The sequence below is a fragment of the Nocardia sp. NPDC058176 genome (assembly GCF_042883805.1).
In the GTDB taxonomy this organism is placed as follows: Bacteria; Actinomycetota; Actinomycetes; order Mycobacteriales; family Mycobacteriaceae; genus Nocardia.
In genome coordinates this window covers 901,920-927,679 of the sequence record NZ_JBHVVA010000002.1, presented here as the reverse complement: position 1 = coordinate 927,679, position 25,760 = coordinate 901,920, and the positions used below count along the sequence as shown (strand labels likewise).

The following is a 25,760-nucleotide window of genomic DNA, read 5'->3' as shown; positions in this document are numbered from 1 at the left end:
GCTGACTCGTGTCGGGCCGCAGCGCCATCCACGTCGGTCGGGGTGGTGTCCCGTACTGGTGTCGCCGTGTCGTTGCCCATGCGGCCATTTCAGGGGCATTCCAGCCCTGCAAACCGGAACCGTGGACATGAATCGGGATGACTTCGGGATGGGAAAGTGCGGCAAGTAGTTAGAGCGGCCGCCTATCGAAAAACACCTCCTGCCTGTCATCTCCATCGACACCGGCGACGTCGGCAGTAGCCGACGTGGCCGTGCTTGGCGGACCGAGTGGAGTTAGCGGGGCCAGGGCGTCGATCGCGATGTCGCTGTCGTCCGCGTCAGCGGTAGCGGCGAGCTCGGCGGGATCGGTGGTGATGATCGCGTTCTCCGTCGCCGAGGCGAGCGAGGCGAACACCGCGCGATCGCCCCCGACCGCGAGCAGACCGGAACCGCGCGCGGCCGAGAACAGGAACTGCTGCTCGCCCTCAGAGAGGTGAAAAGCTCTGGCGACCTGGTCGATCGCCTGTGGTGCCTGACGCAGCAGGATCTGGGTCGCCGCATTGGAGACGATCGCGCGTCCCAACTCGGTCGAGCACACGTCGGCGGCATCCTGTGTAGCCACGGTCAGGCCCGCCCAGTGCTTGCGGAAGCTCTTAGCCGCCTTGAACAAGAACCGTGCTCCGGCCGGCTGACTCAACAGCAGCCACCCCTCGTCCACGGTGACCATGCGGGGCCGCCGCAAGCCCGGGTGCGACACCCGCCGCCACGTCGCATCCAGCACAAGTAGCGTGCCGATCGCCTTCAGTTCCTCGGGCAGCTCCCGCAGCGAGAACACGATCAACCCACCGTCGGGGTCGGTGGTGGTGGGCCCGTCGAGCAATCCGGCGTAGGCACCCTCGCCCACGAACGGGTGCAGGCCAGCGGCCAGCTCTGCGGCGGCAGGTGTGTTCATCCGGGCCAACTGGTCACGTAGCCCGCCCAGGGTGGGTGCGGGCCGAGTCCAGGTGGCGACGTCCTCGGTGATTCCGGCAGCGGTATAGGTGGCGGCCAGCGCAGTGTCCAACGCGGTCTTCTGCGCGGTGGTCTGCTCGCCGAGCAGGACCTGGATCAGGGTGTGGCAGAAGAGCTTGCGTCGGACAAGGGCGTCGGGCGAGGCGCTGCGGCGCCCGTCGTCTCGAACGTGGATTTCCAGGTCGAAGGGGTTGAGCCGCACCCCCGGTTCGCCAAGCCGAATCGTGGTTCCGCCCACGGCCTCGGCGAGGCGCCGGTATTCGTCTTCGGGGTCGATGACGATCTGTTCGATGCCTCGGTACAGCGAGCGCAGGATCTCGGTTTTGACCAGATAGGACTTGCCCGCACCGGATCGGCCGAGGATCACCATGTTGTGGTTGTGGGCTTCGGGGGCGAACCGGTCGGTGAACAGCAACCCGGCGGCGGCGTCGCGACCGAGGAGCACTCCGTGCGGGCGTGCGGCCTGGGCGGGGTCAGGGGCGGGCAATTGCGGGGAATCGAACGGGAAGGCCGCGGCGAGGGCGGTGGTGTCGAAGGTCCGCTCGACTCCGATCAGATCGAGTCCCAACGGCAGGGTGGTGGTCCAGGCTTGGGCGGCGCGGTAGGACAGGGTGCAGGTGTCCACGAGCAAGCTCGCCGCCAGCGCCCGCACCGCGGCGACCTCGTCGGCGAGTTCGGCTTCCGAGGTGGCGTGCACGCTCAGATACACCCCGGCCCGGAACAGCCTGGCCTCGGCGCGTGCCACCCGCGCCGACAGATCGGCGGCGTCTTCGGCGGCGACGTCGATCTGTGGGTCCGACATCCGGCCTCGGCCCAGGTCCTGTCGGCGGGAGGATTCCAGGCGTGCCTGCTGGCGGCGTAGCCGGGTGGCGGCGGTGACCGGGTCGACGGGGTCGATGTGGATGGCGACCTCGACCCGGCCGGGGTGGGATAGCAGCGGTGCGAGCCAGCCCGCTGTCACCTCTCGCGGGTAGCCGGTGACGGCGAGGGTCTGGGTCCAGTCCGATCCGATCTCGAGGTGTCGGGTGCCGATGCTCAACGATTCCGGCGCGAACCCGCTCTCGCTGGCGAACGGGTCGACCGCTGTGGTGTCGGGGTCGGTGGTGATGATCGCTGCGGGTGCGGCGATGTCGGCGGCGGCCGAGACCAGGCTCTCGGGATTGGTGCAGCTGGCCAGGACAGCGGTGGCTTGTGCGTCGTCGAGCGCGGTGACCGAGATCCCGAGCGGGGCAAGGATGTCGGCGGCCTCGTTCATTCGGCGCAGCAGTCGTGATTCGGCTCCACGGCGGGCGGCGGTCGAGGGTGCGCTTCGTGCCCGGCCTCGGCCTCGGCCGGGTAGCCGTGCTCGTGATCGGGTGGCGGTCAGGCCGTCGAGGGGTTCGCGCCAGATCAGGAGGACTTGGCGGTGTGTCGGGTTCTCCGCCGCGGCGAGGTCGGTGAGGTGGGTGGCGTGGTCGAGGGCGGCGGCGGCCAGGTCCGGCGACATCTGCGCGGCGGCGGTGTGCAGGGCGGTGATGTGGTCGGACAGGTCCAGGCGTGCCGAACGCACGAGGATCTGTACCGGCTGGCGCAGAGTGTGTAACCAGCCGGCGAGTTGGCCGACGAGGCTGTCTTGTTCGGCTGGAGTGCGCAAGCTCAGGTTGAGGGTGCCCGCGACCGCGATGACGGCGAGCCCATCGGGGCCGAGGTTGATCACCCCGACTCCGCCGCTGGCCGAGACTGATTCCGGTAGCCGTGCCGACTGTGCGGTCAACCCCGCCGGGGTGGGTGGGCGTGGCCGGGATCGGGTGGCGCGGTCGGTGATCCACGCCGGTGCCTCGGCGCGGGTGTGGCCGCGTGTTCGCAGGAGGTGGCGGGGGCGCAGGCGGTGGCGGATTGCGGCCACGAGGAGCAGGTCGACCGGCAGGCCGTCGCGGCGGGTCAGGACCGCGACGGTGACCACGACCGCGATTGGAGTCACGGCGGCACCGAAGACCAGAGGCGCGAGCACCGTCCTGCTCGCCAGCCATCCCGAGTACAACGCCAGTGCGGTCGTGGCGAGGACGGCGACCTGACGGATGGTGAACACACCGATGACTCGGTCGCTGCGCTCGACGTCGGCGGGAATACGAACCACGGTGGTCATCGGAGTTTCCCTCCTCGGGGAGCGCGGTGTGCGCGGCGACGCACAGGAAGATCAGGCATGGGCAGATGCAGTTGCCGTCCGGTCGAGCGCCTCGCCGCGGGCGCGGGCTCCGGCGGCGTCGCCGGTGGCGGTGCGGGTTTGACGCGGCGCACCGGGATCGGCAACGGGTACTGGCCGCTGCGAGTCGCCCGGTTACCGGCGTAGGGATCGGCCGGTGGAGCAACCGGCGCGGGTGTGGGTGTTGGTTCGGAGAAGTCGAAGGAGAGTTGTCGCGCCCGTGTGCGGGCAGCGGGCGGTGGTGCCGGTGGGCGCGCGGGTTGTGGTGGTGGCGTGGGCTTGACGCGGCGCACCGGGATCGGCAATGGGTATTGGCCGTTCTTGCCGGGCCGGATTCCCTGATAAGGGTCGGGTGGGTTGAAGTTGAAGGCGAGTTGCCGTCCCCGTGGTGTGCGGGAGGGTTTGGTGTTGGCGCTGGCGGCCGGGCTCGGCGTGGGTTGGCGTGGAACCCGGTGCACGCCTTGCAGAGGCAGCATCAGCTGCCCGGAGCGGGTCGCGCGGACACGCGCGTACGGGTTCGGTGGCGAGACCGTGGCGGTACGCCTCCCACCCTGAGACGCTCGGGGCGGCCGGGGACGTGCGGCCGTCGCGGCGCGCCCGCCAGCCCCAGATCCTGCCGAGGCTCCCTTGAGCAGGCCGAGGGTCTTGAAGGTGAGGTAGGCGCGGGCGATCGAGCCGACGAAGCTGCGGCCCTGCCCGATGCCCATCACCGACAGCAACCAGAACGGGGCCTTCACCAACACCGCGACCAGTGCCAAGCCGACGATCAGACTCACGATCCCGTTCGCGTTCGGGCCGAAGACCTCCCACCCGCCCGGGGACAGGAACACGCGCAACGCGACGACCAGGGTCATCGATTGCACGACCTGGATCGCCAAGCACGCGGCGAACGAGCGCCACCACCACCGCGCGATCCCATCGATGCCGGGCAGGCCGTGGCACATCAACGCCAACGGGGCCGCGACGATGAGCAGGATCGTGATCGCGACGCGCACCACGTAAGTGATGACCAGCACGACCAGCATCACCACCAGCACGAGCATCAGCAGTAGGCCGAAGCTCTGGCTCGCGGGACCGGCCGAGGTGATCTCGGCCAGTCCCGCTGCCGCCGAATCGCCGACGCCGCCCTCGCCGACGGCCGCGGCCATGGCGTTGGCGAAACCGATCGCGGTCGTGGCGATCACCATGCTCATCGCCCCGGCGATGAACCCGACGACGAGCCGGGGTGCCAGCTCGCGGATCGACCACTGGGTCTGCAGTGTCTCGCGCACCATCAGCAGCACCCCGGCCGCCATCACCACCAGGACGTAGAGGGCGAGCATGAGTTCCCACGACTGGGTCCACAACACCCCGATCTGCGGGATGTCGCCGGGTTCGGGTGTGGTGAGCAGGGTTTGGGAGAGCAGGTCGAGCAGCGGGTCGAGCGAGGTGTCGATGACCCGTTGAAAGAACCCATCGATCGCGAGCTCCACGCACCCGGAGATGTTGGTGACCCCGCACTCGGCGGCACTCGGTCCCGACCGCGGCGAGCTGTTCTCGCCCGGGGTGGGCGAGGTCGGGGTCGTCGGGGCGGGCGTCGTGGTCGGGGGCGGTTCCACCCACCGCGTCGGCGGGGTCGTCGTCGGGGCGGTGGGGGTGGGAGTGGGCGACACCGGCGCGGTCGGTGTCGTGGGCTGCGCCGCGGCCCCGCCGGTGCCGGTGAGGGTGAGCAGTGCCACGACCACCGCACCCGCAGCGACACGCACCACTGGCGATGTCCTCGCCGCGCAACGGATTCGGGGTGAGGTGTTCATCGTCAAGCCCCGACGATCGACTTGAGGATTTCGACGACGACCGGGGCGAGCATGGCCAGCCCATATCCCAGGCAGGCGGCGCGGAAGGCGGTCTTGGCCTTTTCGACCTCGGCGGGATCGCCTCCGCCGAGCAGGTATCGGGCTCCGGCCACGGTGAGGCACACCGTCGCCAACCCCGCCAGGATGCCCACCAGCCAGTTGCGGATGTTGTTGAGCACCTCATCGAGGGAGGCCGCGAGCGCCAACACCGACGGCTCCGGCGGCGCGGCTGACACCGACCCGGCCCCCAGCGTTGCCAGCACGGCCACCGCAGTGAGCACGGTCAGGATGGTCGACCACCGGCGCCCGAGTGCGCGCCGTGCCGTTGGCGCCTCGGTGAGGTGGAACTGGTGGGCGTTCATGCCGCCACCTGCCCGCGTCCGGTGCTCGATGGCCGCGATCCGAGAGAGTTCTGGCTTTGCCGGCGACCTCGCCGCAACGACCGATCGGCCCGAGGCGGGAGGGTGTTCACCGCGTGGGCTTCGACCGCGCTGGTGCGACTCGGGTCCAGGTCCACGTCGAGGGCGCGTTCGGTGATCCAGGCCAGCAGGGCGCGTTCGGCGCGCTGGCGTTGCTTGGCCAGCTTCCACAGCGACTCGCCGCGTTCGGTGGCCAGCGAGGTCAGTGTGCGCTGGCCGCACCGCGTCACCGCGATCAGTTCCGCCGCGCGTTCAGAGATCACCGCAGCGGCGACGGCATCAGCGAGCACCGCCTCGGGATGACCGGGTTCGGCGATGGTCGAGCGCGCGTGGGTGGCGAGCGGACCGAGGTCGGCGTCGACGTCTCCGGCCGCCATCGCCCCGGTGTGCTGTTGGGTTGCCGCCTTGCGGGTGGCGCGGTAGGCCGCCCACCGCAGCCGATGCCACACTCCCGGCCGGTCCAGCTCGACACGATCGAGGTAGGCGAAGAACCCCGTGAGGACCTCGGACTCGTGGTCGTGTCGGTGTGGGCTGCCCGGCGCGGCGAACTCCCCGGTGGCCTTGGCCAGCATCGGCACCGCCATGCCCGCGCACACCAACATCGCGTCCTCGCCGCGGGCGCGTGCCCGTTCGATCAGCCACACCCAGATCGCGTCGATCTCGGCGATCGGCACCGCCGGGTCCCACAGCAGCTCCCGCAGCCGGTCCCACGACTCGACCGGGCCCCTGGCCGTCACCGGACTCGGCGGGGTCGCGGGGTCGGTGGGCAACGGTCGTTGAGCGATCCGGGCGAATCCCGCCCGCACCACGCCCAGCGGTGAGAGCGGCAAACCGACCGATACCTGGTATTTCACGAATTCCGAACTCGACACCATCAACTCCTGCTCGGTGGAAAACAATTCCGACCTCACGAGGACACCGAACACCCACATCCGAAACGCATCCAATCCACACCCACACCGCACCCAAACAACACCCGCATCACACCCAAACAACATCCGCATCGCATCCATCGCCGATTCAGCGATCGCACAGCGATCGCCAGAACCCCACCGCTACCCCGCCGATGAACATGCTTCTAGCAGGCACTGTGTACGAATAGATGCGACTTGGATGCGTTTCGGATGTGGTGCGGATGCGCTACGGATGCACCGAGCTCTGATCTGGCTATCGGTGGAAAAAGTCTCGAAAGAATTCTTCGGTCCGAGCTCGATCGGCCAATCCAATCCCAGCAATCCACACTCAGGAAACTCTTGGAAAAAGATCTGGCGGGCGATGTCCAAAAACCGGCTTTTTGACGGAAGTAAGCGAGTACACAACCGCTCTCTCTCGTCAGGAGTTCACCAATGGCCGCTTACTCTCGGTCCTCGTCGGCGACACGTTCGGTGTCGATTCCCTCGACCTTGTGGGCACTGGGTGCCGACCCCCTCGATCCGCACGACCGCTGGCCCGCCCCGCTGCTTTCTCGCACAGTCGACGAGTTCTCCGCGCCCGGCTCACGGGTGCTGTTGATCGGCTGGCCCGCCCCGACCAGCCGAGGCATCCTGCGAATGCTCGAGCCCGATACCGCAGCGGCGCTGGCCGCGATCGGGGAGGCGGACCGGCACGGCATCGACGCGCCCACGCCCTCGACCGGCATCGCCGAACCGGTGGACCTGGTCGTCGCCAGCTTGCTCGCTGATCACGACGATCCCGCACAAGCCGCCGAGCACGTCACCGCGCTCGCGACCGAAACGATGGCGTTGGGCGGTTTGCTGGTCGTTCTCTCCCGCTGCCGACACAGCCCCAGCGGGGTGCTTCTCGATCCGGCCGGTTCGGTCGTGGCCGCCGCCCAGGCCGCCGATCTGCTCTACCTCCAGCACATCATCGCCGCGCCTGTCAGCGGGCACACCGTCATTGCCGCGCCGCCTGCCGACCCGGCCGCGCCCGGCCACTCGCGCCACCTGGTCGCCCACACCGACGTCTTCGTGTTCCTCCAGCCCGAACACGGCTGACCCCATACCGATACGCCTCGCCGCCCGGCCACTCGATCCCGTGAAGGACTCTCGATGACTCTCGACCCGACCACACCCACCACCGCCGCCACCGACTCCGTGACCGCCGCTGCGCCCTGGTCCGCCGACGTCCCGGTGTCGGTGTGGGCGACCGCCCAGACCGCGCCCACCGCCCAGCGACGGGGCCGCTATCACCCCGACAGCGTTCGCCACCCCGCCAAGATGTTCCCCGCGATCGTGCGGCACGCCGTGTCCACCTACACCCGGCCCGGGGGCCTCGTGCTGGACCCGATGTGCGGGATCGGCACGACCCTCGTCGAATCCCTGCATCTGGGCCGCCGCGCGGTCGGTGTCGAGTACGAGACGCAGTGGGCGGAGCTGGCGCGCACCAACATCGCGCTCACCCGTGACGCGGGCATCGACCTCGACGCCGAGGTCTACACCGGCGACGCCCGCAAACTGTCCGACCTGATCCCGGCCGAGTTGCGCGGGCAGGTGGATCTGGTGATCACCTCCCCGCCCTACGGCGACAGTGTGCACGGTCACGTCCGCGCCAACGGCAGCGAGCCGATCCGCAAGCGCAATCATCGCTACGGGCAGGTGCTCGATCGCGGCAACCTCGCCAATGTCGGCCTCGGTCGTCTGCTCTCGGGGTTCACCCGGATTCTGGCCGGTGCCGCCGAATTCCTGGCTCCCGGTGGGCATGTGGTGATCACCGCGCGGCCGTGGCGTCAGCACGCCGAGCTGGTGCCGCTGCCCGCCCATCTCTACACGTGCGGCGACTTGGCCGGACTTGTCCCGGTCGAGCGGTGCGTCGCGTTGCTGGGCCGCCTCACCGAGGGCGAACTCGTCGCCCGCAGTTCGTTCTTCCAGCGCGATTTCGTCGTCAAACAGCGCTCCGCCGGGCTGCCGATGCACCTCATCGCGCACGAGGACGTGGTCATCCTGCGCAAGCCGCTGGCCGCTGGCGCCTCGACCGAGCGGCGGGCCGCGCGATTCCCGTACGGCACTGCCCCGTTCTGGGGCAGCACCGATACGGCCGGGCCGGGGTCGGTGGCGGCGTGAGCACCCTTCTCGCCAACCCCGAGGACGGGTGGCTGGGGCGGGCGCTGCTCGCCCCGGCCGAGGGCCTGCGTGAGGTGGCCGCGACGCTCGGAAACATCGTCTCCTCGGCGACCGGGATCGTGGTGCTGGTCGCGGCGAGTGGGGTCCTCGCCGCGGTGCGCGCGGTGAGCTGGTGGCGTCGGCGCCGGCTGAGTGCGGGTGCTCGCCAGATCACCGTGCTCACCCCGCCCGAGGTCGACGCCAAAGGCGCACTCGCCTTCTGGGCACACCTGATCGGGCAACTCCGACCGGCCTGGGCCCGAACGTTGTTGGGGCAGCCGCATCTGGGGTTCGAATACGTCGTGAGCCCGGAAGAGGGCGCGGCGATCCGGCTCTGGGTGCCCGGCGCGATCCCACCCGGATTGATCGAACGCGCGGTCGCCTCGGCCTGGCCCGGCGCGCACACCGACACCATCTCACCCGCCCGGCCACCGCTGCCGATCCCGGTCGAGGGCATTCGGCGGGTCGTGGCCGGGGGCGAGCTGCGACTCGGGCGGCGCGAGGGGTTGCCGTTGAGCACCGATCACTCCGGTGATCTCGTGCGCGACCTGATCACCGCCGCCGACGACCTCGGTCCCGGCCAAGCCGCCTGTGTGCAGATCCTCGCCCGCCCGGTCACCGGCCGCCGGGTCGCGCGAGCGACCCGTGCCGCGGCGAGCACCGGTTCCCCGGCGGGGATGGTGGCCGGGTTGCTGCGCGAGGCGCTGAATCTGATCACGCCCGCCACGACGACCTCCCGACCGACCCGAGGGAGGGGTGTCGGCGAGGGGCGGGGTGGCGACCGTCAGATGGTGATGGAGTACTCCGCTGCCGCTCGTGCGGCGGCGGCCAAATCGCGCGGCGCGCACTGGGAAACGATCATTCGCTATGCCGCCTCGATCCCGGTCTCCACCGACCCCGACGACCTCGATCCGAAAGCGCAGGCGCGGGCGGTGGCACGCGGGCGGGCCGATGCTCTGGCCACGGTGTTCGGGGCGTGCACCGATCACAACTACTACCGGCGTCGGCACCGCCGGTTGCGTCTCGAGCGGTTGATCCGGCAGCGGCGGCTCGGGCGCGGGGATGTGCTGTCGGTGCCCGAGCTGGCCACGATCGCGCACCTGCCCACCGACGACGGGCTACCCGGCCTGCAGCGCGCCGGAGCCCGAGCCCTGTCCCCCGCCCCCGAGATCCCGGTTGGTGGGGAGCACACGAAACCGCTCGGGATGGCCGACACCGGCACCCGCCGACCGGTCGCGGTCAAAGTCAGCGACGCCCGCCACCACCTGCACATCCTCGGTCCCACCGGTGTCGGCAAGTCAACGCTGTTGGCGCGCACGATCCTCGATGACGCCGAGGCCGGGCGCGGGGTGATCGTCATCGACCCCAAGGGCGACCTCGTCACCGACGTCCTGTCCCGGCTGCCGTCGCGCATGGGCGAACGGGTGGTGCTCTTCGACGCCGACTCGACCGCCCCGCCACCGTGCGTGAACCCCCTCGACATCGGCCGGATCGGGCGCGCAGGAACCGATCTCGCCGTCGACAACCTCGTCACCGTCTTCCACCGCATCTTCCACCAATGGTGGGGACCACGCACCGACGACATCATGCGCGCCAGTCTGCTCACCCTGTGCGCCCAACCGGGCACCGCGACCCTGGCCGATCTGCCCCGGCTGCTCACCGAGCCCGCGTTCCGCGCCCGTGTCACCCGCACGACGAAAGATCCGGTGCTGCGGGGGTTCTGGGACAGCTACGAACAACTCTCCGACACCGGGCGCGCCCAGCTCACCGGCCCCTTGCTGAACAAGCTCCGCGCGTTCCTGTTGAGGCCGTTCGTCCGCGCGGCCATCGCGGGCGGACCCTCAACAGTCGAGTTCGCCGACATCCTCGATCAAGGCGGCATCTGCCTGGCCCGCCTGCCGAAAGGCTCACTCGGCGAAGAAACCTCGCGGCTGGTCGGGTCGCTACTGGTCGCACGGACCTGGCAGGCGGTGACCGCCAGGGCACGAGTGCCCTCCGCTGATCGGCCCGACGCGGCCCTGGTCCTCGACGAGGCACAGAACTTCCTCAACCTGTCCACGCCCATCGAGGACATGCTCGCCGAAGCCCGCGGACTACGCCTGTCGCTGCTGTTGGCGCACCAGAACCTCGGCCAACTCTCCCGCGAACTCAAAGACGGCATCTCGGCCAATGCCCGCAACAAGGTGATCTTCGCCGTCTCACCTGACGACGCCCGGGACCTGGCCCGCCACACCGACCCGTGGCTGTCCGAGCACGACTTGTCGCATCTGGACGCCTTCCACGCCGCCGCCCGGTTGTTGGTCGACGGCCGCAACGCCCGCCCCTTCACCCTCACCACCCGGCCGTTGCCGCCGCCGATTCCCGGGCGTGCCCGTGAGATCGCCGCCGCTGCCCGCGCCCGCCTCACCACCGCATCAGCCACACCCGCCGCCAACAGCACCCCCGACCCCGCCACCGCACGGCCTCGGATCGACCCCCGGCGTCCGCAGGCAGCCGCTGGCACCACCTCGCCCGAGAAAGGTTCGCGCTCATGATCGCCCGCCCCGACCGGCAAGCGGACTCTCGCGCCCCACGCCCGACCATTCCCCCACCGAGCGAGACGGTCGCGCTCGTGGCGCGGTTGACCGAGCGCGACCGCTGGATTCTGCGGATGCTGCACGAGCACCGTGTCCTGACCACCAACCAACTCACCGCCCTGGCCTTTCCTCACCCCCACATCGCCCTGCGCCGCCTCACCCGCCTGCACCGCTATGGCGCGCTGGACAGGTTCCGGCCACTGCGCACGCGTGGCAGCGCACCCATGCACTGGGTGCTGGCACCGGCCGGAGCAGCCGTGCTCGCCGCGGAAGCGGGCGTCAGCGCCCGCGAACTCGGCTACAGCCGCCAGCGCGCGCTCGCCGTCGCCCACAGCCTGCACCTGACCCACACCCTCGGCGTGAACACCTGGTTCACCACCCTCATCCACCACGGCGAGACCAACAGTGGAGGCCGAGTCCAGACGTGGTGGTCACAAGCGCGCTGCCACCGGCTCTGGGGCGACCTCGCCCGACCCGACAGCTTCGGCCGCTACACCCACACCGACACGACCCTCGACTTCTTCCTCGAATACGACCTCGGCACGACCGCCCTGGCGCGAGTCGCGGGCAAACTCCATGGCTTCGGCGAGCTGGCCCGCAGCACCGGGGTCATCACCCCGATCCTGCTGTGGGTACCGACCAGCGAGCGTGAGGCCAACGCCCGCACCGCTTTACACCACACCTGGAAGCGGCTACCCGACCCCGAGGCGGTGCCGGTCGCCACCGCCGCCGCGCAACTGCTCGACGCCGTCCCCGATCCGAGCCCAGCCGAGCGGGTGTGGCTGCCCCTGGACACCACCACCGGCACCCGTCTACGGCTGGCCGACCTCGCCACGGTCTGGCCCCACCGCACCCCGCCCGAAGCCGAGATCGACCAGGAGCAGAACTGGGCACCGCTGGCCGGACAGATCACTCTCGCACCGCCCCCGCCCCGCCCGCCGGACGTCGAGTCCTGGTGAGGCGCCGATGCTGTTCAAGGCACTCGCCGCGGGCTACGCGACCATCGTGTTCTGCGTCGTCGTGATCGCGGCCGTGGTCACCACCGTCGTCGTCTACGACCAGCCACTGTCCCCACTCACCCCGGATACCTCGCCCGGGACAGGTAGCGCGCCGAGTCCCGAAGCCCAACAAGACATCCCGGCCGAGATGTTGGTGCTCTACCAGCGTGCGGTCGGGGTATGTCCTGGGCTCGACTGGTCGGTGCTCGCCGCGATCGGCAAGATCGAGACCGACCACGGCCGCTCACCGTTGCCCGGAGTCACCAGCGGGGAGAACTCGGCCGGGGCCGGTGGCCCGATGCAGTTCCTGGCACCGACTTTCGACGGAGTGATCGCCCGGCACACGCTGCCTCCCGGTGGGGCGAGTCCGCCCTCGCGCTACAACCCGCACGACGCCGTGCACGCCGCCGCCCACTACCTGTGCGACTCCGGCGCACCCGGCGACATGTACCGGGCGATCTGGACCTACAACAACGCCGACTGGTACGTCCGCCAAGTCCTCGACCAAGCCGACGCCTACACCGAACCCGCACCCACCCAACACCATCCGGGCACCGGCGACTGCGACAACGTCCAGGCCGCCAATCCCGAGGCGGTCACCGTGCTCCGCTTCGCCTGCGATCAACTCGGCTGGCCCTACGTGTGGGGCGGTGACGGCCCCGCCGAAGGCGGCTACGACTGCTCCGGGCTCACCAAAGCCGCCTTCGCCGCCGCCGGAATCACGATCCCCCGCGTCGCCCACGACCAGTACTACGCCACCACACCCGTGCCCGACGGCCAGATCCAGCCCGGTGACCTCGTCTTCTACGGCACCGCCAGCAATCTGCATCACGTCGGCCTCTACCTGGGGGCCGAGAAGATGGTCAACGCACCAACTTTCGGTCAACCGGTCCAGGTCGCCAACTACCGGTGGGACAGCGACCAGTACTTCGGCGCGACCCGGCCCCTGACACCACGCTCCCCGACCCGAGCCGACTCCGGCGCCGCACCATGACCCCGAGCGCGTGCCCCTCCACCGTCACCGGCCGCCGACCGGCACACGTGAAAACGACTCGGCCATCACCGATCCCACCCCCAACACCTCGCAAGGAGAACCGCCGTGCCCCTCTCCAACAACACTCTCCACAAGCCCGTCCGCGCCCGCGTCGCGCGCGCGGCGTTGTGTGCCGCCGTCGCCACCGCCACGGCCTGCGGGGCCGGTGCCGCCACCGCTGACCCGAGGACCGACCCCACCGCCACCGACTGCCCGCGCTGGACCGCGCTGCTGGTACCGGGCACGTTCGAGACAACCCCGACCACCGATCCGGGAGAGCCGGTCGGGGTACTCGCCGCGGTCGCGGAGTCGTTGACGAGCCGCTACGGCAACGACATCGACGTCCGCACCCTCACCCGCACCACCGACACGACACCGGCCGACCCCAGCGAGGCCACGGCCGAACACGCGCTCACCGCGGCGCTGTCGGCGTTGTGCTCGCGGACCCAGGTGGTCCTCGCCGGCTATGCCGAAGGTGCCGCTACGGCCGGCGACCTCGCTGCCTCGATCGGCAACAACGAGGGCCCGATCTCGGCCTCGCGAGTCGTGGCGGTCGGGCTCATCTCCGACCCGCACCGCGACCCCACGACCACCCAACTCGGCACCCCGGTCTCCGGCCACGGTGTCGCAGGCCCGCGCACGCAGGGGTTCGGCGACCTGGGCGAGCGTGTCCGTACGGTCTGCCCCGCAGACGACCTGTACTGCTCGACCACCTCCGAGGTATCGAACGCCCTCGCCGCCGTCGGGCGAGCCCTGATCCCCACCCCGACCCCGACCAGAACCACCGCGCCGAGTCGACCCTCGACGGTCACCTCGACCCCACCGTCACCGGCGACCTCGACACCGACGCCTACCACCACCTCGCCACGGATCACGACCTCTACCGGCGAGCTGACGCTGTCCCAAGTCCTCGCCCAGGTCGTGACCGTCGTGAACGGACTGGCCCTCGTCACCGCGAACGTGCCCGCGATCGTGGCCGACCTCGCCGAGCTCCCCGGACTCGTCGCCGCTGGTGACGTCCGGGGGCTACACCGCGTCGCCGGGGACCTCAACAACCAGTTCGCGCCCTTGGTCGCGATGGCCGCCGAGATCGACCTGCGCCTGGTGTCTCGCCTCCTGGCCGTCGCCGCACCGCTGGACACCACCGGCATCGCCGCGATCGCCTCCGAGATCGTCGGGGTCCTGGCCGGTCTCGACATCGCCCGGATCGCCACCAACGTCGGTCGCGCCCAAGAGATCGCCTGGACCGCAGCCGAGATCCTCGCCGCCGGTGACCCCGTCGCCGCCGCGCTCGCGCTAACCGGTTTGGCTCCGATCGCTGCCGACCTGCTCGCCGCCACCGCCTCGGCGTTCACCGGTGGCACATCGCTACCTTCCCTCGCCCCGACCTACACCGCCACCACCACCGATATGGGCGATCCGACCCGCACAGACAACGACACGGCCGTGTTCGGCGGCCACGACATCGCGACCGCCACTACGCTGCTGGCGGAATGGATCGTCGAGGCGATCGACGGCAAGAAATAGCCCGTACACCGACAAACAGACGAAGAACGGCCGGTGGGACCGAGCAGATGCTCGTCCTCACCGGCAGTTTCGCGGGTGGGTCAGGCCAGGAGACCATCGAGGAGTCGGTGAGTGTGCTTGTACGGCCGGGGTCAGCGGTGATCGCCATACCGCCAGATCGGCGACGCCGCGGCCTCGCAATTGGAGTCGGTGAGCATCGTGACCGCGGCGAGAACGGTCAACACTTCAACACACGATCCGCTCCGCGTTGCGCCGCTCTCGGACGGCCGAACTGATCGACCACGTTGGCTGTGTGCAACAGCCGCCACACGTGCGAGTGATACCAGCGGTGTCCGCCACCTGGTGTGGGGAGTCCCCTCGCGTTGAGCTCGGAGGCGATGGCGCGGTAACTGATTCCTTCGCGATGCATGGTCACAGCAAGCGCAAGAACTTCGTCCGGGCACATACGACGGCGTCCCCGGCGGCGGATCTCGTTCATCGACGGCTCCGACGAACACCGTCAGCACCGCTTCGCGATCGACGGCCGGAACCGGTCCTCAGGACGGCATCGATCAATGCCATCAACGCACCGAGCGCAGCGTCGAAGATCCGCATCGCGCGTTCGCTACGGCGTTTGCTTCCGAACACCGCGACCACGGCAGCCAGCGAAATCAACAGGGTGAGTAGCACTACCGGCATGAGAACAGTAGCGGCGAGGATAAACGGGGCGAGGTCCCACGTCGTGTGGGCCTCGCCGAGATGGATCGGCAACGTGCACTCCCGTGTGAATTCGGAGCGCGACGCCGTTCATGGTGAGGGCGCGCTCCGTAGGTGGATTCGAGTCGGCTGTACACCAGCCGAATTCGGTCCACGGCACACGCGAGGGGATGCTGTGATGATCTGCCCGGGTCGGAGCGCGCCAGTATGGCGACGAAGCGAATTGTGGCACAAGCTCATTCGCGCGCGTCGCGTTGCGTCGCGCTGTTGATCACGCCGAGTCGACGAACGCCGATAGCCCATACCCACAACGCTGCGAGCCCGGTGTATGTCCTGCAACGACTGTCGGTAGGCATCCTCGAAAAGGACCGCGACAACGCGCGCAAATGCGGCAAAAGCCGCGGACCTGCCAGATCCTGTGGGAGCTGGTTCGATACGCGACCGATAGATTCTGCCGAGCTTGCAGTAGGCGTTTAATCGATTGTCGCCGACCCAGTCGCGGCCCAACTCCGGCAGCTGAGGCTCGCTTCGACGATGCATCGCGATAGTCGCGGTCACCGCTTCACGGACCTGCGGTGAGTCGCCATCGAGCGCGCAGGACAACAGTTCGGAGCTGGTCGTGGATACTTCGCCGGGATCGCCGAGCGCACGCCGCTCAACCTCATCGACTCCTATCCGCAACGCGGCCAGCCTGAACGACGAGACACCAGCGATCCACCACCGGTTCGAAATCCCCTTCGCCTTGACAGTCCACAGGTGATTCGAGTTCCGCTCAACAGTGAAGAGACTGATATGGGCACTCCGAACGAAGGCGCCCTCGGAGATCGCCGCCGCCTGCCATGTACCTAGCCGCTGCTCAAACCCCTTCAGGTCTGACGCGCAGCCTCCAAGATATTTGGTCCGAAAATACCAGGTCGATCGACGGCGAGTGACGACTACGTCGGTGTGCGCGGGGTACGTGGCCACAACGAACAGCGTAGACGCGAGTCCGGCCTGGTCCGGGAATTCATCGATCTCCTAGGATCGTTGTCGCTGGTCACAGGCACCAGCCATCAATCTCTCGACTGCGGCACCGCAGAGTCCATGTGCTTCGTACCGATAGGAAGGTACTACGGCGAGGTCGGACCGCCTCGGTGAGCGGCAACGGTGTACCGTCCTGCCCGACAGCGGCTCTCAGCTTCCGATAGGCAGCCGGTCATCGCATTCGGACCGGATCTGTCACGTGGTCTCGGACGACTCTGCCGGCCGCTGCGAGTGACTGCTGGATTCGGTGGGTTCGTCTCGTCAAGTACCACTGGTCGATCGAGGCTTGGATCGCACCCACGTGTTCGTCGGTGACAGCGGTGCCGTCGGCCTGGGGACCGATGGCCTCGGTGATCCATCGCTCGACGCTGCGCCGACTCGGGACCCGAGAGACCCATGGATTACCCGTGATCGGCCTGATCTGAGGGAGCAGCGCTCGACCGCCGAGTCTGGCGTAGAGAGTCCTCTGCCGATGGACACGCCAAGTCGGGCTCTGAAAATTGGGGAAGTTCAGGGTGATCCACAACAGAGATAGCTCGTACACGACCCAAGCCACCGCAACGACCCAAGTGCTGCTGTCACCGAAGAACAGAATGCTGCCCGTCATGAGGACGAGAGCGGGGATCAGAGCTTGGGGCAGGAAGCGCCACTGCCTCGCGTTCTCTCCCGGTGTCACCTGGACGGCGTACTCGGCCGCCAGCAAGTGGCGGGCATAGTCGTACTCCCACCTCAGTTTCGGCGGGCATGCGTCATCGAGCCGCTTGATCTCGGCCTCGTACTCATCGACCTTCTCACGCGCCCGCTGAATCGACTTTCGTCCTCGTGCACGCTTCTCCAGCCGGTTCTTCTGAACGGTCACGTACACAGTCACCGTTGTCAAAGAGGCCACCACCATCGCGGTTACCAGACTCAACACCGGAACCAGACTCGCCTGCATGCACCCTCCCCTGCGCTCCGGGGCATTATGCCCGACAGTGCGCCGATAGGCTCGAGGCCCCGAGCGCGGTACCGCCTTGCCTGTGCAACACAGCGCCACCGGGCTGGTTGACCGAGCCGATTCCGCATGCATCTACTCGTGGGTGATGGCCCAGGTCTCCGACACCCTCGACAAGCAAACTTGTTGATATCAGCGAGTTCGACAACACCTTGACTTGCCTAGTTGCAGCCCCGCGGCGAGTGCGGCGGCTTCGCCGGGCGACATGCCCACGAGCCGAATTCCTCTCGTGCTGTCCGCGTTCCGTGTAATAGAAGAGTTGAATTCGGGGCCGGAAATAATTTCCACATTCCGCTTGACATCACACACCGTATCGAGCGTCCATGGAAACCGGAACAACACCGACCCCCGGGGAATTCGTCCCGATCGGTGCGGTTTCCGTCCCGACCGGGACATCACCGAATTCACCGAAACACCATGTTGGAAGGAATCCCCCATGTCGAAAAAGAAGAACGCCACCACCACGCCCGCCCCGGAAACCGATTCGGGCACGGTAGCGGTGCCCGTGCTGCGTAGCGACGCCGACCGGGCACTGTGGGCGGCATTGGGCGACAACCCCGGCAGCACCGCCGCCGCGCTGGCCGACGCGGCAGGCATCGGGGCGTCGACGGCGCGCCGTGTGTTGGTGGGGTGGGAATCGGCCGGGGCCGCGCGGTCGGCCACCGATCCCACGTCGCCCCGGGCCGCGAAAACCTGGACGGCCGAACCGGCCACGCCCGTACCCACCGAACCGGAACCAGCCACCCCGGAAGCGGCTGCGGCCGAAACCGCTACCCCGGAACCGATTTCGCCCGAACCGGCCGCACCCGAATCGGCCACCCCGGAACCCGACCCCGCCGATCCCACCACGCCGGAACCCGTTTCGTCCGACCAGGACGCCCCAGCATCCGAACCGGCCGCCCCGGCATCGGCCGAACCCGCCGGTGAAGTGGAACCGACCGACCCCGCACCCGACAGCGCACCGGATACAGCGGTAGCCGCCCCCACGGGCGACGATCCCACCGACGCCGCCCCGGTGACCCCGGTCCCGCCCGCCGAACCGGCAGCGACGAAAGAGGAGTCGACCGTGGAACGGCTTCCAGCCGGTGCACTGCGGGGACAGGTCGAGGACTACCTGCGCGACAACCCCGGAAAGGAGTACACGCCACACCAGATCGGCAAAGAGCTCGGCCGGTCCAGCGGCGCGGTCCACAACGCCCTGGTCAAGCTGACCAAGGACGGCACCGCACGCCAAACCAGCACGGCCCCCAAGAAATTCGCTCTCGCGTCCTGACAATCGGGGCGATGCCGGAATCCCCGGAGCTGCTATCTCCGGGGAGTCCGACACCGCGCCTCTCAATGTATCCCCTGAGAAAGGTGCTCGACATGTACACCACCCCGACCCCGGCCGTCCTGGCCTCGTCCCTGCACCAGGTGTTCGCAGGTTCCACCCAGGCCCCAGACAGCTTGGCGTTGTGGCTCGAGATCGCGGCCAAGGCCGTGCGCGAACTCGAGCTGTCTGTTCGCCCGGACCTGATGCCGTGGGTGCCGCTGATGCTGCGCTACCGGCTCCTACGGACCGAGGGCGAGTTCTTCCCTTACACCGGTTCGGTGCGGATCATGACCGGACCGCTGACCGGGACGTTGTTCCCCAATCCCGAGGCCGCCGCCGAGGCGGTCGTCGCCGCGACCCCGGTCCCGTTGGTCGTACGCGATGAGGGTGACATCAGCGGCGACGATGACACCGGTGACGACACCGAGGCGGCGCGCAAGGAGTTGCCATTGTGGCGGTTCCGGCCCGCTGGTGCCTCGGCCGCGTTCACCCCGCGTGCCGTCCCGCCGCTCATCTCCTGACCCGTCTACCCGCTGAAACGGCCGGTGGTGCCTTGGCACCACCGGCCGTTTCGCTGTCTGCGCTGTGCGGGCCGACCCGGTGGCTACTGGGCGCGGTCGGTGCCCCTGTTCGACCCGATCGGTCAGCGCAGGGCGGCGATGTTGTAGCCGGTGGGCGTCGAACACGGCCATGCCGCCGTTCCTGGGGTAGTGGAATGGCGGTGCCGGTGGGTGTTTGTCTGCCGTCCGCCATTTGTGCGCCAGCGCAGCCGCCCTGGACCGACTACTTGGTAGTCGACCTCGCCCCAATCTGGTAGCGCCCCAAACTATCGCTTGCTTGCCACACCGTGTACCCCACCCGTGGACCAACTCATCGGCCGCCATTCCGGCGAGGCAAGCTCAGCCACTTCGTCGCGTCGCGACTCGCCGCGGACAACCGGCCCCCACCGTGAGGCACACGACGCGTGGTTCCCGGCCAGAACAGAACGGGTTGAGCCGAGGCAGCGCTCGCGCTATGCCGGCAGAGTCCGCCTCGACCGCGCGGCCCGAGGGTGCTGGTGAGTGGGGCCGAGGCGCGAGGCGGATACTGGAGGGACGGGATGTTGACGCTGCCCTCTCCGCCGGGCGTCAACGGTTGTTGTTCTCGGGCAAGGTGCGCTCAGGCGGTCGGCGCGCCTCGAAACGCGGCGGCACGATGTTGTTCGACTGCCCGAAGGTGCGAGTCGGCGCATCGACGGCGGCTTTCACGGCGACCGGAATCCCCGGTGCGCGCCGTGCATACCTCGACTCCAGGCCAATCAGCCCGCCATCAGAACACACCCGTGCCTGGGGTCGACCCGTCACTGTGACGGCCCGGACATGGATCAACCACCCCGTATCTGGAAGGTGATCGTCATGGGCAAGGACATGGACCGCGAGTCCGCCGACCGCATCATCGCCGCCGCCGACCGCGACCCGGACTCAGCGACCGCGACCTCAGGATTCGACGACCGCGCCGACGCTGCCGCCACCCGCAACGAGGACCGCGACGAGAACGACTAGCCGCGTACCACGAGGGCGAGACGAAAGAGGCCGCCGTCCCGATGGATTCGGGACGGCGGCCCTCGTTCGCCGGTCGGCCTCGGTGCCGCCTGTCGACAGCAGGCGATGTCAGCCCTCGTCCGTGGACGCGAGATCCGGCGCGGTGTCGGCGGGGTCCGACGCGGTGTCGGCGACGCGCCACCGTGTGTAGCGGTCCTCGTCGAGGCGTCCGGTGACGCGGCCGTCGGCGTCCCAGCGAGCCAGGATCGAGCGCACTGTGTGAGGTCGAGCTCCCACCACCGCGGCGAGCTCGTCGCAGGTCGCCGCCTCGGCCTCGACCAGCGCGGTCCACAACGCGGCCTCGGGCCAGGGTGGCAAGGTGGCGAGGTCATCGGCGGGGATGCCCGCGCGTAGGGCCTCGATCACGGTGCGGAGGCGGCGTCCTCCGGCGGTGTACTCGTAGTTGACGAGGTAGTCGAGTTCCCAGCTCTCGGCACAGTCGGGGCAGATCGTGATGCCGTGGTTGCACTTGTCGGGTCGCATCACCAGCCAGACTCGACCCGGGGCCTCGTCGGTGTCGCGTAGCTGGACCGACACGTAGGCGTTGCCGCTGAGCATCGCGCCGGGTTTGATCGCGCCGGTCTCGTCGTGGCCTTTCGTGTCGTGCATGATCCGCATGCGGAACGCCTGCGGCTGTTCGTCGTGCCCGTCGCTGCCGTGGTGTCGGTCCTGCTGGGCGGGGTTCGCGTGTTCGGTGGTCACAGTGTTCTCCTGTCGTCGCCGGGGCCACCCCCGGGCGCGGGTCGCGCCCGGGGGCGGCGGGTGTCAGTCGTCGAGGGCGAGGTATCGGCGGATCTCGGTGGCGCTGAGCAACCCGCTGTGGAGGAGGTGCTCTCGGGTCTCGAGCAGGTCGGCGAGCGCGTCGGCGAGCTTGGCGCTGTCGAACTCGACGGAGTCGGGTTGGTCGGGGTCGGGGAATCGGCCCGCGCGCAGCGTGGTCGCGATGGTGGTCAGTTGTTGGGCGAGTTCCTCGGCCTGTCCGGCGGCCTCGTCCTGGTCACGGCGCACCCGCGCGAGCGCGGCGTCGCGGTGGGCGCGCTGATAGTGGTGCATCTGGTCGAGCCACTGCGGGGACGGCGCCTCGTCGGCAGGGGCAAGCTCCCACGGTTTGGCCGAACCCTGTGCGCCGGTCGAGGTTTCGATGGCGAACTCGGGGACGCCCTCGTCGTGGTAGGCGCGGCGGATGGTCGCGCGCCAGGTGCGGTCGTGGCGGCCGGTGACCTCGTCACCGACCTGCAACGGGCACACCGCGTCGGCGGGGCGAGTGTGGGTGTCGGCGGGGTCGGCGGTGGTGTGGGTGTTGGCGGTCATGGTGTCGTCTCCTGTCGGTCCGTGGGGCGGTGGGTGGGGCCGGTCGGCTGGTCACCGCCGCCCCGGGGGTTCATCGGGGCAGTAGCGCACGTAGGGCGGCGGGCGCGTGGTTGTGCCAGACCCGCGCGGTGTGCCCGGCGGGGCCGGTGCGCATCCGTTCCACGGCACCGCGCGCGTAGGCGGCGATGTCGTCGGGGTCCACGAGGTGGATGCGTGGGGTGGCGAGTCCGGTCTCGGTGCCAGTGAGATGGGCGACGGTGAACAGCCCGCGCTCGTCGTGTGGGCTGGGTGCGTAGATGACGAATTGGTCGCCGGTGGCGGGGTTGCTCACCTCGTAGATCAGGTCGAGCGCGGCCGAGGTGGCGCTCGGGCGGGTGGTGTTGGTGGGTTCGGTCATGGTGTTGTTCTCCTGTCGGTGCCGGGGTGTTTTCCTGACCCCCTGTGGCCCCGGATGCGGTGCGCACCCGGGGCAACGGGGGGTCCGGGCAACAACTCAGGCGGCGGCTCGGACAGCGGCGATCGCGGTGCGGCCGATGGTGGCGGCGGTGCGGGACGGGTACTCGAGTTTGTGCACGGTCGCCCCTTCCAGCGGGGTGGCGATGCCGGTTGACGCGGCCAGCCACAGCACCGCGCATCCGGTCGCGCGCATCGCGTGGAGGCGCTGTTGGGCAGCGTCACGGTGAGGGCCGTGGTAGTGGCCATCGGAAATGATCACCAGCAACCTCGTCGCCCCGGGCCGGGCCAGGGTGAGGGCACCGTCGAGGGCCTCGACGGCCTCGTCGATGACCTCGAAGGAGTCCGGGCACGTGAAATCGGTGACCTGTTTGGGTGCGGTGCCCGGGTAGACGATCGGCTCGACCGATCGCCCGAAGGTGAGGGTCGCGGTCGAGGCGGGCACCATGGCCAGCTCGGCAGCGCGGGCGATGATCCAGGCGGCCGAGGCCACCGGGGCCGCGAACCTCTTCATCGAGGCCGACACGTCACAGGCGATCCCGACTCGCAGCGGCGGCAGCGGAGTCGACTTGCGGATGGTGCGGGTGAACGGTTCGGCGGTCGGTATCGCGCCGGCGGCGAGTTGGGCCTGCCGGGCCAACGCGCCACGCATCCGCAACCGGCCCGGGGGTAGCGCCGACGTCGCTCTCACAGCGGCACGTTCACGGGTGGCCGCCGAGTCCAGAGCACGGGCCAACGCTCGCGCGGCGGACTGTTCGTCCGGGGTCGGCGGGCGGGTGGAGGTCCTACGGGCCGAGGGTCCCTTGCTGAAAACCTTGTACGCTTGCGCGACGGCGCGCCGTTCGGATTCGTCGGCGTCGCGGCGCGCGGTGTCGGCGGCCTCGGCCGGGTCGGGCTCGACCGGTTCGGCAGCCACCGCGCGGCCGACGTTGGCGACCGTCGCCTCGATCGAGGCCCCCAGCATCGAGCCCGGTACCGGGTCCGCGTGTGGGTCCGGGCCCACGAGGTCGAGCCAGCGTCGCCCGAGCTCGAGCATGGTGGCGGCATCGTCGTCGGCCACGGTGTGCGCCTCACGCCAGATCGCGCGCAACTTGTCGAGAGTGTCAGTGCCCAGGATCGACTCGACCACCAGCTCGGTGGGCGCGCATTCGGCCGAGTCGAGCACACCACCGTCGACTCGCCCCAAGATCAGAGCGGCGGTGTGGGCGGCGGCATACGGGGTGGGCGGGATCGCGGCGGCGGCCTCGGCCCCACCGTGATCCCCGAGCACGATCTCGGTGGCGCTGGCACGCAACCAATGCCGGTCGTCGGGGCGGCGGCGTATCTGAGCGGCCTCGATGCGGGATTCCTCGAGCAGCATCGCGGCCTCGACCACGGCCGGGTCCGCTGACTCGGGCCGTTCCCACACCGAATGTTTGGCGTGCGCGCATTCATGCACGAACGCGCCCCACACCGCCGCGTATCGGGCGCGGTCGCTGTTGCGGTCCGGTTGCGCGGTGGCCGGGTCGATCCCGAGCCGGGTGCCGTCGAGTTCGATGGCCGCGCTGTGGCGCATGAACACCGCCGGGTGCCCGTGGGCCGCGCCGGGGGCGATGGTGACGATCAGGTCCTCGCGGTCGGCGATCGGCGGGGCCTCGGCGGTCAGCGCGGCCGACAGCGAGTCCCATCCACCGGTGGTGGGCGCAGGGGCGGGGGTGGCGGTCGGGTCGGCGATCAGGTGTCCGGTCATGGCAGGTGAGTTCCTTTCAGGTGGGGCGGATTTGGTGGCGGCCTCGCCGGTCACAGCCGCGAGCCGAGGGTCAGCGGGCTGTGGCTGTTGCCGAACACCGAACGCACCACAGCGGCCACCACGGCCCGGTCCTCTTCCGGTGCGGTACCGACCAGATTGGCGGCGGCGGTGTCGGTATCGGTGGCGGCGGCGATCTTGTTGAACGCGATCAGCTCGCGCAGCTGCGGCACCCACCCGACCTCGCCCTTGCCCCGCCGAGTGGCCAGATTGCGCGCCACCCGTACCGCTTTCGAGTCGACCCCGAGCTGCGCGGCGAGGTCGTAGTCCGAGCTCACGTGCACCTGGAACGCGAACCGGCTCGCCAGCGCATCTGACAGGATGGCCCCGTGCACGCCGGGGTTGTGTCCGGCCACCACGAAGAACCCGGGCTCGGCTTTCACGATCTCGCCGCCGTGGGCTTTGATCTGGATCTCTTTGCGTCCGTCCATCGCGGGATACACCGCCGCCAACACAGTCGGCGGAATGAGAGTCGCGTCGTCGACGAACAGCACCCGACCCTCGCGCATGGCTCGAACCAATGGCCCGTAGATGAAACTGAAAGTGCCATCGGGGTTTTGGGTGTACTCGCCCACGAAATCGGCGACCGTGGTGTCCCCGTCACCCTGCACTGTCAGAAGGTCACCGAACGCGGCCTCGATCAGCGACGTTTTGCCGGTCCCGGGGGGCCCGTACAGCAGCACCGGAACCTCGGCGGTGCGCATGGTGGCCAGCACATCCACATCGGCCTTCCCGGCCAACTCGCGGGTGTGGTAGGTCTGCCCGTTCGGTCGGATCACGGTGGTACCGGTGCGCGCGGGGGTAGCCGGGGCGGCGGGGGTAGCCGGGGCGGCCGGTGCGACGGGGGTGGCCGCTTGCGGTGCCCGGCGGGGGCGGCGGCGCGCCGGGGCGGCGGTCCCGCTGGCAGCCGGGGCCGGGGTAGGCGCGGCCGGGGCGGTAGCCGGGGCCGGGGCGGGGGCGGCGGCGGGGGCAGCCGGGGCCGGGGCGGTAGCGGCGGTGGCGGTGTTCGCGTTGGCGCGGTAGCGGCGTGGCTTGTCGGATGTGCGTTCGGCCTGCCCGTCCCTGGTCAGCACTTCCAACGCATTGCCCACCGCACCCGACGAACGATCAAGTTTTTTCGCGATATCGCGGGGCGACAGTTCACCCCCGTGCGCGGCCAGTTCTGCGGCCACCATGCGGCGCAATTCGCCATTGCCCAACCGGGCACCGGTAGCGGGGGCCGGGGTGGTGGTGTTCGTCATTTCGACTCCTGAAAAGTTGCATCCGTTCACGCACTGCCAGCGCGGATCGTGGCATAGGTGTGGCGATTGCGCCAATCGGATTTCTCGGAATTCCCGTATGAATTTCGGGAACGATTCGACGCTAACTCGACTCGCGCCGCGAATGCAACCCCAAAAAAGCAGAAAAAACACCTATTTTCGGCGCGAGTCCCCGGAATTCGCAGCGCAACAACACAAAGAAATGCGCACCACCGGCCATCCGCCAGCAAGCCGACATCACCACCAACAAAAACCGATCGGAAAAGAAGGAGCAAAAAGAATAATAGGAAAATGAATAAGAGAATGAGGAAAGCGGGAACGTGAGAGGCGGAATCAGGCAGCCAGACAACCGATGACAAGCGAGGAGGAACAGCCCGGCAAAGCATGTCTATACAGCCTTGTGTATAGACAATCCTGGATCGCACCCCGGCTCCGAAACCACTATCTACCAGCACAGATAGCCGCGCGGGGTGATGTGTTTTGATCACACCACCGACCACAGCACGGAAGGTGGCCACCGAACACATCACACATCCAACACGCCGAATAAACGGCATGATGCAATTCATTCGACAATTAGCTAATGGGCCTTCTTTGAATGGTGAACCATAATTGTTCGACTGCCAATGACCTCGCGCCATATTGTCAATCGGAGATCTCGCGCGCCACCCGTATTAATGACAAGAGAATC

Annotated in this window: 21 protein-coding genes; 9 read left to right on the top strand and 12 right to left on the bottom strand. The window is 68.9% G+C overall.

The features are described from left to right. Positions 1–169: 169 nt before the first annotated feature. Genes ACFVVM_RS16855 through ACFVVM_RS16840 form a run of 4 tightly spaced genes read right to left on the bottom strand, consistent with a single transcriptional unit; the run spans position 170 to position 6,295 of the window. Positions 170–3,115 carry a PrgI family mobile element protein gene (locus tag ACFVVM_RS16855; RefSeq protein ID WP_387618540.1) on the bottom strand — a complete coding sequence of 982 codons (2,946 nt, stop codon included), beginning with the start codon at positions 3,113–3,115 and terminating at the stop codon, positions 170–172. Then, positions 3,112–4,920, bottom strand: a complete 1,809-nt coding sequence (locus tag ACFVVM_RS16850; protein ID WP_387618537.1) for a hypothetical protein — start codon at positions 4,918–4,920, stop codon at positions 3,112–3,114. Before ACFVVM_RS16850 ends, ACFVVM_RS16855 begins: the two co-directional genes overlap by 4 nt. A 47-nt stretch (positions 4,921–4,967) precedes the next feature. Beyond that, complete coding sequence (locus ACFVVM_RS16845; RefSeq protein ID WP_387618535.1) at positions 4,968–5,366, bottom strand: pilin; 399 nt, start codon at positions 5,364–5,366, stop codon at positions 4,968–4,970. Beyond that, on the bottom strand, positions 5,363–6,295 hold the full coding sequence (locus ACFVVM_RS16840) for a hypothetical protein (protein ID WP_387618532.1): 933 nt from the start codon (positions 6,293–6,295) through the stop codon (positions 5,363–5,365). The genes ACFVVM_RS16845 and ACFVVM_RS16840 overlap by 4 nt, the downstream gene beginning before the upstream one ends. Before the next feature lie 474 nt (positions 6,296–6,769). On the opposite strand from ACFVVM_RS16840, the gene ACFVVM_RS16835 reads away from it, so the two are divergent. The 6 genes from ACFVVM_RS16835 (at position 6,770) to ACFVVM_RS16810 (ending at position 14,655) form a co-directional block, all read left to right on the top strand. After that, the gene (locus tag ACFVVM_RS16835; protein WP_387618529.1) at positions 6,770–7,417 is read left to right on the top strand and encodes a hypothetical protein; all 648 of its coding nucleotides are present in this window, start codon (positions 6,770–6,772) and stop codon (positions 7,415–7,417) included. A 54-nt stretch (positions 7,418–7,471) separates the two neighbouring features. Further along, complete coding sequence (locus ACFVVM_RS16830) at positions 7,472–8,482, top strand: TRM11 family SAM-dependent methyltransferase (protein WP_387618527.1); 1,011 nt, start codon at positions 7,472–7,474, stop codon at positions 8,480–8,482. After that, positions 8,479–11,055, top strand: a complete 2,577-nt coding sequence (locus tag ACFVVM_RS16825; protein ID WP_387618525.1) for a helicase HerA domain-containing protein — start codon at positions 8,479–8,481, stop codon at positions 11,053–11,055. Before ACFVVM_RS16830 ends, ACFVVM_RS16825 begins: the two co-directional genes overlap by 4 nt. After that, a complete protein-coding gene (locus tag ACFVVM_RS16820) occupies positions 11,052–12,056 on the top strand; it encodes a replication-relaxation family protein (protein ID WP_387618519.1) in 1,005 nt (334 codons plus the stop codon). The genes ACFVVM_RS16825 and ACFVVM_RS16820 overlap by 4 nt, the downstream gene beginning before the upstream one ends. A 7-nt stretch (positions 12,057–12,063) precedes the next feature. Then, positions 12,064–13,089 (top strand): NlpC/P60 family protein, encoded by a 1,026-nt coding sequence (locus ACFVVM_RS16815; protein WP_387618516.1) that lies wholly within the window; start codon positions 12,064–12,066, stop codon positions 13,087–13,089. A gap of 105 nt (positions 13,090–13,194) precedes the next feature. Next, complete coding sequence (locus tag ACFVVM_RS16810) at positions 13,195–14,655, top strand: cutinase family protein (protein WP_387618513.1); 1,461 nt, start codon at positions 13,195–13,197, stop codon at positions 14,653–14,655. Between the two features lie 217 nt (positions 14,656–14,872). Here the strand turns inward: ACFVVM_RS16810 and ACFVVM_RS16805 are convergent, their stop codons facing one another. The 3 genes from ACFVVM_RS16805 to ACFVVM_RS16795 all read right to left on the bottom strand — a co-directional run bounded on the left by ACFVVM_RS16805 (position 14,873) and on the right by ACFVVM_RS16795 (position 17,311). Beyond that, positions 14,873–15,100 carry a recombinase family protein gene (locus tag ACFVVM_RS16805; protein ID WP_387619249.1) on the bottom strand — a complete coding sequence of 76 codons (228 nt, stop codon included), beginning with the start codon at positions 15,098–15,100 and terminating at the stop codon, positions 14,873–14,875. Positions 15,101–15,129: 29 nt separating this feature from the next. Further along, positions 15,130–15,405 carry a hypothetical protein gene (locus tag ACFVVM_RS16800; RefSeq protein WP_387618511.1) on the bottom strand — a complete coding sequence of 92 codons (276 nt, stop codon included), beginning with the start codon at positions 15,403–15,405 and terminating at the stop codon, positions 15,130–15,132. Between the two features lie 1,141 nt (positions 15,406–16,546). Continuing rightward, positions 16,547–17,311, bottom strand: coding sequence for a hypothetical protein (locus tag ACFVVM_RS16795; RefSeq protein WP_387618509.1), 765 nt, complete (start codon positions 17,309–17,311; stop codon positions 16,547–16,549). Positions 17,312–17,597: 286 nt separating this feature from the next. Here ACFVVM_RS16795 and ACFVVM_RS16790 point away from each other — a divergent pair, with 286 nt between their 5' ends. The 3 genes from ACFVVM_RS16790 (at position 17,598) to ACFVVM_RS16780 (ending at position 20,221) form a co-directional block, all read left to right on the top strand. Then, a complete protein-coding gene (locus ACFVVM_RS16790) occupies positions 17,598–18,641 on the top strand; it encodes a hypothetical protein (RefSeq protein WP_387618506.1) in 1,044 nt (347 codons plus the stop codon). A gap of 92 nt (positions 18,642–18,733) precedes the next feature. Then, positions 18,734–19,201, top strand: a complete 468-nt coding sequence (locus ACFVVM_RS16785) for a hypothetical protein (protein WP_387618504.1) — start codon at positions 18,734–18,736, stop codon at positions 19,199–19,201. Between the two features lie 837 nt (positions 19,202–20,038). Then, positions 20,039–20,221 carry a hypothetical protein gene (locus tag ACFVVM_RS16780; protein ID WP_387618501.1) on the top strand — a complete coding sequence of 61 codons (183 nt, stop codon included), beginning with the start codon at positions 20,039–20,041 and terminating at the stop codon, positions 20,219–20,221. A 108-nt stretch (positions 20,222–20,329) separates the two neighbouring features. On the opposite strand, the gene ACFVVM_RS16775 is transcribed toward ACFVVM_RS16780, so the two are convergent. From ACFVVM_RS16775 to ACFVVM_RS16755, 5 genes are all read right to left on the bottom strand, one after another. Then, complete coding sequence (locus tag ACFVVM_RS16775; RefSeq protein WP_387618498.1) at positions 20,330–20,962, bottom strand: hypothetical protein; 633 nt, start codon at positions 20,960–20,962, stop codon at positions 20,330–20,332. A gap of 63 nt (positions 20,963–21,025) precedes the next feature. Further along, positions 21,026–21,571, bottom strand: a complete 546-nt coding sequence (locus ACFVVM_RS16770; RefSeq protein WP_387618496.1) for a hypothetical protein — start codon at positions 21,569–21,571, stop codon at positions 21,026–21,028. A 70-nt stretch (positions 21,572–21,641) separates the two neighbouring features. Further along, a complete protein-coding gene (locus ACFVVM_RS16765; RefSeq protein ID WP_387618493.1) occupies positions 21,642–21,968 on the bottom strand; it encodes a hypothetical protein in 327 nt (108 codons plus the stop codon). Positions 21,969–22,064: 96 nt separating this feature from the next. Beyond that, on the bottom strand, positions 22,065–23,753 hold the full coding sequence (locus tag ACFVVM_RS16760) for a hypothetical protein (RefSeq protein WP_387618491.1): 1,689 nt from the start codon (positions 23,751–23,753) through the stop codon (positions 22,065–22,067). A 50-nt stretch (positions 23,754–23,803) separates the two neighbouring features. Continuing rightward, positions 23,804–25,051, bottom strand: coding sequence for an AAA family ATPase (locus tag ACFVVM_RS16755; protein ID WP_387618488.1), 1,248 nt, complete (start codon positions 25,049–25,051; stop codon positions 23,804–23,806). Between the last annotated feature and the right edge of the window lie 709 nt (positions 25,052–25,760).